General features: G+C 54.9%; 14 protein-coding genes. 4 read left to right on the top strand and 10 right to left on the bottom strand.

Annotation, left to right across the window (positions count from 1 at the left end):
* Positions 1-40 precede the first annotated feature (40 nt).
* From B9Y55_RS07235 to B9Y55_RS07225, 3 genes are read right to left on the bottom strand one after another with little or no spacing between them, the layout of a single operon-like run.
* Positions 41-1,237: a hypothetical protein gene (locus B9Y55_RS07235; protein ID WP_085544697.1), complete on the bottom strand. Its 1,197-nt coding sequence runs from the start codon at positions 1,235-1,237 to the stop codon at positions 41-43.
* 2 nt (positions 1,238-1,239) lie between these two features.
* Positions 1,240-3,195, bottom strand: coding sequence for a TcaA NTF2-like domain-containing protein (locus tag B9Y55_RS07230; RefSeq protein WP_143340858.1), 1,956 nt, complete (start codon positions 3,193-3,195; stop codon positions 1,240-1,242).
* Between the two features lie 35 nt (positions 3,196-3,230).
* Positions 3,231-4,169 carry a tRNA modification radical SAM protein MnmL/YtqA gene (locus tag B9Y55_RS07225; RefSeq protein WP_234986172.1) on the bottom strand — a complete coding sequence of 313 codons (939 nt, stop codon included), beginning with the start codon at positions 4,167-4,169 and terminating at the stop codon, positions 3,231-3,233.
* A gap of 109 nt (positions 4,170-4,278) precedes the next feature.
* Here B9Y55_RS07225 and B9Y55_RS07220 point away from each other — a divergent pair, with 109 nt between their 5' ends.
* From B9Y55_RS07220 to B9Y55_RS07205, 4 genes are all read left to right on the top strand, one after another.
* The gene (locus tag B9Y55_RS07220) at positions 4,279-4,812 is read left to right on the top strand and encodes a Fur family transcriptional regulator (protein WP_085544694.1); all 534 of its coding nucleotides are present in this window, start codon (positions 4,279-4,281) and stop codon (positions 4,810-4,812) included.
* A gap of 77 nt (positions 4,813-4,889) precedes the next feature.
* The gene (locus B9Y55_RS07215; protein WP_085544693.1) at positions 4,890-5,240 is read left to right on the top strand and encodes a NifB/NifX family molybdenum-iron cluster-binding protein; all 351 of its coding nucleotides are present in this window, start codon (positions 4,890-4,892) and stop codon (positions 5,238-5,240) included.
* A 3-nt stretch (positions 5,241-5,243) separates the two neighbouring features.
* Positions 5,244-6,086: a nucleotide-binding protein gene (locus B9Y55_RS07210; RefSeq protein ID WP_085544692.1), complete on the top strand. Its 843-nt coding sequence runs from the start codon at positions 5,244-5,246 to the stop codon at positions 6,084-6,086.
* Positions 6,086-6,943: an ATP-binding protein gene (locus B9Y55_RS07205; protein WP_085544691.1), complete on the top strand. Its 858-nt coding sequence runs from the start codon at positions 6,086-6,088 to the stop codon at positions 6,941-6,943. Before B9Y55_RS07210 ends, B9Y55_RS07205 begins: the two co-directional genes overlap by 1 nt.
* A gap of 51 nt (positions 6,944-6,994) precedes the next feature.
* Here the strand turns inward: B9Y55_RS07205 and B9Y55_RS07200 are convergent, their stop codons facing one another.
* The 7 genes from B9Y55_RS07200 to B9Y55_RS07175 all read right to left on the bottom strand — a co-directional run bounded on the left by B9Y55_RS07200 (position 6,995) and on the right by B9Y55_RS07175 (position 11,867).
* On the bottom strand, positions 6,995-7,324 hold the full coding sequence (locus B9Y55_RS07200) for a NifB/NifX family molybdenum-iron cluster-binding protein (RefSeq protein ID WP_085544690.1): 330 nt from the start codon (positions 7,322-7,324) through the stop codon (positions 6,995-6,997).
* Positions 7,325-7,372: 48 nt separating this feature from the next.
* Entirely contained in the window at positions 7,373-8,329 is a 957-nt protein-coding gene (locus B9Y55_RS07195) for an MBL fold metallo-hydrolase (protein WP_085544689.1), read from the bottom strand.
* Positions 8,313-8,726, bottom strand: coding sequence for a cytidine deaminase (cdd, locus tag B9Y55_RS07190; RefSeq protein WP_085544688.1), 414 nt, complete (start codon positions 8,724-8,726; stop codon positions 8,313-8,315). The genes B9Y55_RS07195 and cdd overlap by 17 nt, the downstream gene beginning before the upstream one ends.
* Positions 8,707-9,030, bottom strand: a complete 324-nt coding sequence (locus B9Y55_RS07185; protein ID WP_234986171.1) for a helix-turn-helix domain-containing protein — start codon at positions 9,028-9,030, stop codon at positions 8,707-8,709. The genes cdd and B9Y55_RS07185 overlap by 20 nt, the downstream gene beginning before the upstream one ends.
* A 150-nt stretch (positions 9,031-9,180) precedes the next feature.
* A complete protein-coding gene (locus B9Y55_RS07180) occupies positions 9,181-10,344 on the bottom strand; it encodes a succinylglutamate desuccinylase/aspartoacylase family protein (protein ID WP_085544687.1) in 1,164 nt (387 codons plus the stop codon).
* Positions 10,345-10,360: 16 nt separating this feature from the next.
* The gene (locus B9Y55_RS13370; RefSeq protein ID WP_200806648.1) at positions 10,361-10,531 is read right to left on the bottom strand and encodes a hypothetical protein; all 171 of its coding nucleotides are present in this window, start codon (positions 10,529-10,531) and stop codon (positions 10,361-10,363) included.
* A gap of 4 nt (positions 10,532-10,535) precedes the next feature.
* A complete protein-coding gene (locus tag B9Y55_RS07175) occupies positions 10,536-11,867 on the bottom strand; it encodes a TRAP transporter large permease subunit (protein ID WP_200806647.1) in 1,332 nt (443 codons plus the stop codon).
* Between the last annotated feature and the right edge of the window lie 46 nt (positions 11,868-11,913).

Genomic DNA, 11,913 nt, shown 5'->3' with positions numbered 1-11,913 from the left:
ACTTAAAAAAGAGGGTCCCTAGGGGCCCTCTTTTACTTTGCTACCTTTTTAACCCCTCGGTGATGTTTTTGAACTCGTGCCTCAGCTTGTCGTTGGAGAAGACCACGACCTCCGGGACCTCCAGCTTAGCTATGGCGTCGAAGTCCTTTTTGTTGGCCTTGACCATGTCCAGAAGCCCTCTCGCCAGCTTCATTGTGCGATAGGCGTTGTGGGCCACGGCGTAGTCCCTTCTGAATCCCTCCAGGTTCTTTTGGGCCTGGTCCCGCTGGTCCTCCAGAAACACCCAGTAGGCCCCTATGGCCTGAAGGGTGAGGTCGGTGGACTCTATGTTGTTACGGACCAGCTCTCTCTGCCTGGCGGAGAGGGACCGGTCCATGGACTGGTTCGTCAGATCCTCCCTGAGGGTCTTGGCGGAGTTGGCCATGGCCTCCAAGTCAGGGAGGTATTTTCCGTTTATCTTCTCCACGAAGCTCTCGTTCATGACCACGCAGGTGCGAAGGAGCAGCGAGTATATGCCGTAATACCGCCTGGCGACGGAGAGGTCGTCCTTTCCCTGTTCCATGAGTTCGGTGAGCTTGTCGGAAAAGATCCTGATGTTGCCGTAGACGGCGTACATGGCCGCCACGTCGTCGGCGGTCACCCCCGCCAACAAGCCCTGTATCTGCTCGTCGGTAGCGGAAAGGCCCTCCTCTTTGAGTTTTGCAGCCATGGACCTTTCAAGCTCCACAAGCCTCACCTCGCCCTGCTTTATGGCCTCTTCCTCCTCGGCGATCTTGGCGGTCAGGTCGTCTTTGCCCTTTTTCAGCAGCCCACCGGACTCAGGGGCGGAGACCCGTTTTTCCTTGAGGGATGCCAGGTTGGCCCTCCTGCGGGACAGGTCGGACTGGACTTTGGAGAATTCCTTCCTGAGATCTCCGGTCTCAGAGTCGGTCAGTATTGTGACCACGTCCTGGAGGATAGAGTCTATTTTGCTCTCGTTTTTGGACCTGTCGTTGCCGATCAGCCTCTCCTCGGGGAGGGAATCGGCCTTGTCCAACCGATTCAGCGCCGAGTCCAGCTTTTTCATAGAGTCATCCCACACCGATGAGAATCGGTCAGCATCATCGCCCTTGAGCCAGGATGGCATAGAGGGCATAGATGGCATTGAGGGAAGAGGTATCTCCCATCCCTCAGAAGGAGAGCTAAATGCCAGCAAAAATATCAGCGGAACCCAAGTTAAGTGGAGACGGTTTGCCATCGTTAATTCAAGGTCCTCACCGAGAGGCTTCCCTCTTTAAGGGACTGGATCCTTATAACCAGAGAATCGAGATGGGCGGTGCTATCCAGGAAGGTAGCCATACCGTCTTTGATCTCGTCGGTCTGGAGGAATATGCTGTTCATGTCCGCTATTTCCTTGACCGCTTCTCTTATATCCGCCAGAGAAAAGGCTATGACCGCCATGTCCTCCGGCTGTGAGGCCGCCTTGAGGTTGTCCGGCAACGAGGCCGGTTCGTTTAGCTTCTCATAATCCAGGGCACCTAACAAAAGCCTGTCGTCGCCTACTGCGACTGTGGCACTGGCCATGGCGTTCATGGCGTAAGCGACGTTCCAGCCAGATATCTTTCTCTCCCTCAGTCCCACAGGAGGAGCCAGGGCGTATATCTTCGGCAGTGCCTCCGCTACTTTGGTCAGCACCTCTTTTTTATCGGGCTCTATCTGGAGATATGCTCCAGGGACGTCGCCTATAGGGCTCCTGCTCCGTCCCCCTAAGACCAGAGATACCCTTCCGTCAAGGAGATCAAGAATATCCTCGAGGGTAAGGCCGGTGAGATCGGTCATCTGAGCGAGGGCTACGTCCACGTTTTCCCCGGGCATCTCGTTTTTCAAAGCATCTTTAAGCATGTCGACGTCTATTCTTCCCAGCCTAGCGGCCATAAAGCCCAGGACCTTGCCTCCTAGGAAGGGGAGATCTTTCCCCAGGGAGATCATAGGCAACTCCATATCGGGATCGACGAAGAGATCTACGGCGTTGGAGAACCAGCGACCGGTCACCTCGTTATCCAGGCTGAAGAAGGCCATTTCGATGGAAAGAGGGTCCGATCCGTAGACCGGGACATCCTCATCTACTAGCTCGGATTTCAGGAGCTCGTTGGAGACCCAGCCCCGTATATGGACCGATGGCCACTCCCCTAGGGCGGTATTATCGTCTAAAGAGGCTATTTTACCGGAGGCAGAGTCCAGCATAGAGTTAAGCCCCTGCTCGGAGAGGGAGACCAGGACCGTCCTTCCGTCCCCTTTCCACAGGGCGGAGTAAAGTTCCGGCGCACCGTCAGGAAGCTGAATGATGGCTAGAGGGTCGAGCTCCGACTTGAGGTTGCCGTCAAAGGGCTTTAAGGTCAGGTCGTCCCCGGTTTCCTGAGATATACGGGATACAACCACCCGGACAGCGTCGGAGGGGTTGATTCCCTCTATAGGCCTGATAGCACCGTATATCTCCGGTATGCCGTCTTTTACCATCACCATGGAAATTGCGCCCTCGGCGATGGGAGGAACCTGGTCCATCATGAACTCCAACTCCTCGCCTGTCAGGACGTCCCCAGCGAGCTGAACCGCCATATCAAGGGGGTTATCCCATCTCACAAGCACCTTAAGGTCCCTGCCATCCTGAGAGGGAAGAAAAGCGGTCATCTTCGGGGAATCGGAGACCGGAGCCTTAGCTCTGCCCACCGGAACGGAGGAGACCGAGGACTCCATCCTCTCTAATGGAGTTTTTTTCGTCCTTTCGGCGGAAAGCTCGGGGAACGATCTGTCGTAGTCGGATATTTCGGCGACGATCCTGCCGTTCTCCAGAAGGTATTCCCTCCTGTAGTCGAAAACCCTGATCCTCTCATCGGGGTAGCTGAGGGTCAGCCGATCGGAGACCTTGAGGCTCTCTTTATCCCCTTTAGCGACCTTTTCTCCGACCGCTAGGCCGTCGAACTCCCCGGATACCCCGAGGCGATTTAGCCTAATTACCCAGGATATTGTGTCCTTGCCGAAGTCGCTTTCCTCGTCGATAAACTCCCCTAGTCGATAGGTGTTGCCGTCGGAAATAGACGCCTCCAGGGCGGAGTAGTAGCTCTCCACAAAACTGGAGTCCGTTCCAAAAGCGGCGGTAGCCAAGGCGATAGACAGCAAAGATGCCATCGCCAGCAAAAGCGTTTTTCTAAACTTCACCACAAAAACCTCCTTCAAAATAGGATATACCTCCATTATGACACAGGAACCTTCACTTCCATAGAGTGACAGCCCAACCGACCTTCTATCTCCGCTATAACCCTGTTTTTATCCTCTATCCATTTGGGGGCTATAAGCCTTTCCCCTCTCACGTCCGCCGCAATACGCTGAACCACGAAACGACTTCCCTCTAGGTCTATGACCTTAGCGACCTTGCTAGCGTAGTCTTCCATGGAGAGAGGCTCGAAGTCCCCCTGACGGTAGAGTCCCTCAAGAGGTGTGTCTTTTAGGACGTAAAGGGGATGAAACTTGAGGCCCGAGACCCCTCTGTCCAGAAGCCACCGGGCGGAGCGAAGAAGCTGATCCTCCCTTTCGCCTGGGATACCGGCTATAAGATGGGCACAGAGGGAGAAGGGGCTGTCCTGGCATCTCTCCAGACAGTCCTCCACCGCTTTAAGGTCGTGTCCCCGCCTGAGCCACAGAAGCCCTTTTTCGTCGGTGGTCTGGACCCCAAGCTCCAGCCAGACCTGAAAGTCGGGCCTGACGAGGGACGTCAGATAATCCACCACCCAGGGATGGACCAGGTCCGGCCTAGTTCCCACCGATAGCCCAACCACAGGGACAAATCGGCGGGCGGCGACCGTCGCCCTCTCCACCGCCTCTATGAAGCGATCGGGAGATCCGTAGGTGGCGGAGTAGCTCTGGAAGTAAAGGATACAGGCCTTCGCCTTGTAGTGTCCCAGTGCGGACTTCATTCCTCTGGCTATCTGATCCTCAAGTGACTCGCCTCTCAACCAGGCCCCTGTCCCTCCGCCGGAGGAGTCGCAAAAAACACAGCCTCCGGAGGTCAGGCTTTCCCTGTTAGGACACCCCGACCCCGTATCCAGACATATTTTCTGAACCCTAAAGCCAAAACCGGCCCTAAGCTCTGTCGACCACTTTCTATATATAAGATCGCCTCCTTTCGGGCGCAAAGCCCTTTTCCGTAAGATTATAACCCCTATCGGCGATAATCCTAGACCGAAGGACCAAAGGGTGGTAATCTGGTGGGATAAGAAAAAGGAATCACGGAGGGAAATTACGATGGATAAAACAACTGGGCACGAAAAAAAAGACAATATAATGAGAGCCCTCAAAGAAAGCGGCTTTCGGATGACGAAACAGAGGGACCTCATAGTATCGGCCATACTGGAGAAGTGCGACGATCCCGTTCCACCGGGAATACAGGAGATACTCTCAAAGGTACAGGAACAGGATTTTTCCATAGGCATGGCGACGATCTACAGGACGGTGGAGGTCCTATCCAGGCTGGGTTTTGTGAGTCTAATAGACCAGGGAGACGGCTTCAACCGAATAACCCTGGCGGAGGGCAAGATAACCATCCACGCTTTCTGCCGTTGCTGCGGAAAGTCGGTGGCCGTACCGGAGGAGAATAAGCTCATCGACGCCATATCTGAGCTGGCTCACAGCGAGGACTTCACCCTCATACCTCAGGCTTTCAGGATATGCGGCCTGTGCTCCGACTGTCGAGACAGCGACGTAGCCAGAGACCTACCGGGAAAAAGGGGAAGAGGGGCAGGTAGAGGATGTCACTGTAAAAGGCGAGGACAGGATTGACAAACCTACTCGAAAGCCCTATCCTTATGATTACAAGAATCATTATCATATACTGATCGAGAAAGAGGGTTTTCGTCTTGAAAATAGCTTTTCCCGTCGAGGCTGGGGCCATATGCCCCCACTTTGGCCACGCCCCTGAGTTCGTTATAGCGGATGTCCAGGATGGAGTAGAGGTTTCCAGGGAAAGTCACGTTCCTCCGGCCCACGAACCTGGGGTTCTGCCCGCATGGCTTGGAGATCTAGGCGTAAACGTCCTGGTATCCGGTGGTCTAGGCGCCCGGGCCTGCGAGCTGCTGAAGGCCAAAGGAGTGGACGTGGTAACCGGATTTTCCGGGACAGTGGACCAGGCCATAGCCAAGCTTACCGCAGGGTCTCTGGAGAGCACCGGTAGACTGTGCAACCACGACCACGGCGACTGCGACCACTGATCGATGACCGTTCTCGCCGTAGCCAGCGGCAAAGGTGGAACGGGCAAGAGCTCATTGACCTCCTCTTTGGCCCTGGCACTGGACAGAGTTACAGCCATAGATGCGGACGTAGAGGAGCCTAACCTGGCTCCTCTGTTAGGTCTAGATCCTGTTGAGAGGGGACAGGTGTCCATACCGATACCCCTTTTCGGCCATAACTGCGTCCGTTGTGGCGAGTGTGCCAAGGCCTGTCGTTTCAACGCTATAGTGCAGTTCGGCTCTCTAGCTCCGACGGTGAACAAAGGACTGTGCCACGGCTGTGCCGTCTGCTCGATGGTCTGCCCTGTAGGAGCCATAACCGAGACCCCTAACGTGATCGGAACGGTATCGGAGGCATCTAGAGGAAACCTCAGGCTTTTAGAGGGAAGGCTCAAAGTGGGTTCCCCTAACCCCGTTCCGGTCATACGGTCGGTTATAGAGGCGGGGTCCACGGACTCAAACGTCAAAATAGTGGACTGTCCTCCTGGAACGTCCTGCTCTATGGTGGAGGCGGTGAGCCGATCGGATTACGTCCTGCTGGTCACCGAGGGAACCCCTTTCGGCATGGCCGATCTGGAACTGGCCCTTGAGGTGGTATCGGACCTCAAACGGCCTGCGTCGGTGGTGGTCAACAGGTTCGACCTAGGAGGGTCAGACCCGGAGGAACTGTGCCGCCGTTTTAACGTCGAGGTCATATCGAGGATTCCCTTCTCAAAGGAAGTCGCCCAGATATACGGCATAGGGGAGAACCTTTACCTCAAGTCAGAGCTATGGAGAGGACATACCGACGGAATAGTGTCCTCTCTCAGGAAAAGAGGTGTCCTTTAATGAGGGAGATCGTCGTGGTCAGCGGCAAAGGAGGCACCGGCAAGACCTCCATAACCGCGTCGCTGGCGTCTATCGCTTCCCAAGAGGGAGCGGCTCTGTGCGACGCCGACGTCGACGCCCCGGACCTGTGGATACTGGTTCCCCCGGAACGACAGGAGAAGTTCGACTTTATAGGCATGGACGGGGCGGAGGTCTCGAAAGAAAGCTGCACCGGTTGCGGTGCCTGTCTGGACTTTTGCCGTTTTGACGCCATCCGTATGGAGGGTAAAAAAGCCACGGTGACCGCAGGCTGTGAGGGCTGTGGAGGTTGCGCCATGGTCTGTCCGAAGGAGGCCATAACCATGGTTCCGAGACAGCAGGGGCGATGGTTTAAGGCTATCACCCATCTTGGGCCTATGGTCTACGCCAGGCTTTTCCCCGGTGGGGAGAACAGCGGAATGCTGGTGACCACCGTTAAAAGGGCCGCCAAGGAAGAGGCCCAAAGGCTAGAACTGCCTAACCTCATAGTCGACGGACCTCCTGGCATAGCCTGCCCAGCTATAGCGGCTGTAACCGGAGCTTCTTTGGCCTTGGCGGTCACCGAGCCCACCGAGTCGGGGATTCACGACCTTAAAAGGCTTCACCAGCTTACCGCCGACATGGACATTCCTATGGCGGTGGTACTCAACAAAAGCGACGTGACCGATATGGCCCCTAGGGTCAGAGAGGTTTGCAGGGAGTTGACGATCCCGCTGATAGGGGAGATTCCCTTTTCGAGGGATATCCCCGAGTCCGTCGCCTCCGGAAGTATCCCTGTAGAGCACATGAGACCGTCTATCGATCACATATGGCAGGAGATAAAGAGAATCACAGGATAAACAAAAGGTAAGCCCCTCGACTCTCGTCAAGGGGCTTACCTTTTTCCCGTTTTAAAAGAGCTTTTTGAGGCCTCCGGCGATACACTGAGAGACCGCCTCGGAAACCGTACATCCCGATGCGGAGAATGCGGAGATTCCTCCTGCTTTCATCGCCGATTCGGCGTTGACCCCAAACTGAGGTCCTATGGCCACCTTGGCTCCCTCGGAAGCGATTACCGCCACCGCCTGACCGCCAGCTCCGTGAGCTGCGGAGGAGCTGTCGTTTTTGACCGACCTAAGAAAAGCACCTGCCTCGTCGAAAAAGGCGAAAAACTGAGCACGACCGAAACGATCGGCAACCATTGCCTCCGGTCCATCTCCACAGGACGCTACTGCATACATAAAACCGCCTCCAATATAACGATATCGATTTTCCTTATCATTATATCACTAGAAGCGGACGTCCACCACCGATTCGAGCTCCATGCCGTCCTCGTCGACGTGGATTATAAGGCCGGTTCTCAGGGGGAAGAACATATCCTGAAGGATAGCCGCCAGGGCCATCTGGCCCCCAAAGCCCGTACAGTGGCCTGCACCGATCCAGCTTGGCTCCTTCTCCCCTAGTGCCTCGGCGGTCCACTGTATGACCTCCGGCTCCGCCTCTATGAGATGGAGCCCTCCGACGACCCCTTCGAGAGGCATGTCGGGGAAAAGGGAGGCTCCATGGTCTATTATGTTGATTATGCCGGCGTGGGCACATCCTGTGAGGACCACCATGCCTACCCCCTCGATCAGGGCGTAGAGGGACATATCGTCCTCCATCCTGTCGGGTACCGCCATCCCACCCTGGGAGGTGAAAAGCCCCTTAGGAGGTAGCTCTATTTTGTTTTTTCTGGGGACCTGTCCAGAGACGAAAAGTCCAGGAATAACCGCCATAGGGTCGGAGGTTAGAACCAGCTTTCCCCCAGCATCCTCTATTTTTCTGGCCGAATCCTCAGGAGACATGCCTATATGTCGCCACTCAGGATCGGTGACGTAGTGGGGACGAAATATACTGGGGTGGGCTATGACCGGGATACCGGACCTTGACGATGCCTCTAAAAGCTGGGCTATTCCTCTTGTATGGTCGTAATGACAGTGGGTAAGGACTATAGCGTCCAGATCGTCCAGGTCGATGTCCAGCTCCTCCATGTTGTTGACCAGAGCCAGAGGGTTTTGCCCTACGTCCATCAGGACGTGATATACCTCTCCGTCCCGAAGGGTCTCCAGGTAGAGGGAGATGCCGTGCTGCCCGAGAAAAGGGGTCTCGTAAAGGACGGTGTCCTCTGCGAGAACGGTTATAGAGAGGCTTTCAAGGGAAACAGGGGAACCGTTGCCTATAAGAGAGCCCTCAAAGTCGGAAACCATCGGGCAACAGCTCCTTAACCGTCCAGGTCATAGATTTACCTCCGTCGCCAACGGCGACCACGACGGCGTCTCCGCTGAAAAACTCCGAGAGGACCTGACGACATGCGCCACAGGGGGAACTAGGCTCATCCCCTTGGGTCCTTATGAGGATAGACAAAAAATCTCCTGTGCCGTAGCCTTTCGTGATAGCTGAAAAGACGGCGGTCCTCTCGGCACAGTTAGTGAGACCGAAGGAGGAGTTTTCCACGTTACAGCCTGTGACTATCTCTCCGTCGGACATGAGGATTGCCGCCCCTACGGAGAACCGACTGTAAGGGGACCAGGAGTTTTTCATGGCCGCTGATGCAGCCTTGATAAGCTCTTCCCTGTGTTCCTCGCTAATCCTGGCAAAGTCCATTTGAATCCCCTCCTACCACATCGTCCACTATTTTTTCGAGGAGGCCCTCTCCTAGAGGTTCGCCTTTTTCAGCGGCCTTTATGGCCTGGTCCACGATGATTCTGAGATCCTTCATGGAGATAGAGCCATGATCGGAGCTTACCGAGTGGTCCGCCAGCCAACTATCTATGACTTCCCTCTGAAAACGCCAATGCCGTCCCACCTTGTTCCCCGGAATTTTTCCCTCTTGACAGAGTTTATACATGCTTGACTTTGATATCTTAAGATAAACGGCCAGTTCCTCTATGGTCATGATCTCGCTCACCACTCCACCTCCTGAGGTCGTATATTTACGATCACAAATCGTCCGATATGTTCAACTGTTCTCGATTATAACAACTTCCAGGTTCACTGACAAATAACTGCTAAAAAAAGAGGACAGGGCAAGCCCTGTCCTCTTTTTTTAGCGTTTAGGTTAATCGATGAAAACCCTGTCCGACGGGACCGAGCTAGGGTCTTTGAAGTAGATACCCAGTCCGTTATCGACCATCTCCTGATAGGAAGGTATCCCTGAGACGACGATTGCCTTCGATGGATCGACCTGGTTGAAAACGTCCAGGATGGTCATGAAGGTGGTCACGTGACGACCGACCCTGATATCTATGGGCCAACCGCTCTCGTCGATAGGGGCGTAGAGAAGCTTGTGCTCTCCGGCTTTCATGACAAAACGATCCCTGCCGCTCATGAGAAGCTCTTCGTCGGTGATTCCCCTGATCCGGTCAAGCATAGGCTCTGCGACCTCAGCGAGAAGGGACATAGCCTGGCTATGGTCTCCTATCTCCCTGTGGGACAGACCGTGAAGGGCTGTAGGGGAGAACTCCATTCCGATAGGCACCGGGAAAACGGAGGAAGTGAGCATCATGGAGGTCATGGCCGCCACGGCCTGAGCCTTTTCGTGGGCCACTATGGTGTTCTCCACAGGGTATTCCAGCTCCGCCTCGTGGTAGTCCAAAACAACGTCTACGTCCTCGTTGCGGATCATCTCCATCATGGCGAAGTTGGTCCTCTCGGTTACGAGACCGTCAGGCCTGCCAGGCCAGGTCCTGTTGAGGTTTCTTATGTCCATGTAGGCCAGGTTCTGACCGCTGGGATAATGGACGTAGACCTCAGGGTCAGGCCAGGAGTCCAGTGCGTTGGTGCAACGGTCTCCCATTCGCCATTTTTTCTCACCCCAGGGGGTCTGAACGGTGTAGAAACGGGGATAGGCTTCGCCGTTTCTGGTTATCTGGGAGGCACTGGTGTTGGCCCTGGTGACCACTATGACCCGTCCCTGTTCCACCACGGCGTTCTCGACGAACATCTGGGCACTCAGGTTGCTGGCAGGTTCCTCCGGGTGGGTTCCACCTATGATGAAGGCCGTACCACCGGGAACTCCGCTGTCCAGTATGTAGACGTTGCAGTCGTTGACGGAGCCAGCGATAACGGGGCTGAAATCGCTCAGTTTCTTGACCTCCGTCACCCCTGGACCGGCTACCGTCGGCTCCTGAAAGAACCGATGCTCCCTGAACATCGACCCCGAAAGGGCCACAAGTCCACCGGCTGCCAAAAGGGCTGCCAGTTTTATCGATTTAAGGTTCATAATACCGCCATCCCCTCTACTTGAGCCTGAGAATCCGCAGGACGAAAGGCATCATCACGATGGTGTAGAGCACCGCTTCCTGAGGGTCTTTTGTCTTCACAAAGTTCCTGACGACGGCGATCAGGAAAAAAGCGCTTATAAGGTAATAAAGCACCATAACTGCGTTGTTTATCGTAACGAGATTCATAGTTCTAACCTCCAAGGAAAGCCAGGTTTTTGCTGTATATGAGGAACAGAGTACACAGCAAAGCTATGAAAAGAGAGGGGACAATACAGGCCTTGACGAATTCGCCGAAGTAACGGCCCTTATAGCCCATCTCCATCACCGTGGCCCTGCCGACGACCGCCGTAGGTGGCAGGCAGTCTCCCAGAGGCCACATAACCGCCCAGGCGGAAAGGGAGATGATCGGATCGAGACCTTTCATGTTAAAGAGCATTATAAGAGGAACCCCTATCAAAGGAGCCACTGCGTACTGGACCAGACCTTCCGCCAGAGGCAGTATTATCCAGAGGGTGGCGAAGAGCACCGTCATAGGCAGGGTTACCACCGCCAAAGATATAAGTCCCCTGGAACCGCTGAGAGCCATAACCTGAATCAGAGAACCGACTACCACCATGATACCGACCAATCCCAGAAGGTTCTTGACCGTATCGGTGGCTATGTCCATTATTTTGAGCTTCACAGGGCTGAGCAAAACGGTGACCACAGCACAGATCATGAATATAAGGGGCAAGCCCACAGTGGGGAAGGAATAAGGCCAAATCCTACCTGCCAGGACGAGAAAGACCAAGGTCACAAAAGGAAGGCTGGCTTTGAGCCAGTTCCATCCCTCTGGAGGAACGGGAAGCTCGGACAGGGCCTTCTCGGCATCGACCTTCTCCCCTTTACCGGCCAGGTAAAAGGTGGAGAAAAGGGCACCGGAAACCGACAGGATCATAAGGGGTTTAGCAAAACCGACGTAGGGCATATTGGCACCAGCGGCGGCCATCATAGCCCAGAGGTTTATCGGAGGTGCGGCGGCGCTCATAGCGGCCAGCATGAAGATAAGCGCGACCCTTCTGGTCTCCGAAACTCCCATAGCTGCCAGGACCGAACCCACCAGAGCTCCTACCGTGAGGACGGTGGTAGCCCCCGATCCGGTTATTGCACCGGGAACCAGCATAACCACCGTGAGAAGCAGAAGGCAAATGATCCTACGGCTGGCGAAACTGCGAACTATCTTGCGAACTATAAAGGCGACTCCTCCGGCCTCCTTGAACAGGGCCATGAAGAAGGTTGCGCTCATGAATATGAGACAGACATCGTAGTAGGTGAAGGCTCCCTCGACGACGTGACGGAGGAGTTCAGCTATCCCTATGGAGGACCTAGGGTCAACCCCTTTGGGCAAGAGCATATGGGCCACAGCTCCGAAGAGGGCACCTAAGAACATAGAGAGTTCGGTAGTGACCTTCATCCGTTTGGCCAGGGCAAAAACCGCCGCTATAACTACCAGGACGGCTATTGAGTGGTGGTACATGGTCATTCTCTTCGTCCTTTCTCCTTTTGCAATAAGAACGGGGCCCCCTTAA

Origin of the sequence: Dethiosulfovibrio salsuginis (assembly GCF_900177735.1) — a bacterium.
In the GTDB taxonomy this organism is placed as follows: Bacteria; Synergistota; Synergistia; order Synergistales; family Dethiosulfovibrionaceae; genus Dethiosulfovibrio; species Dethiosulfovibrio salsuginis.
This window is presented reverse-complemented; position numbering and strand designations above follow the sequence as displayed.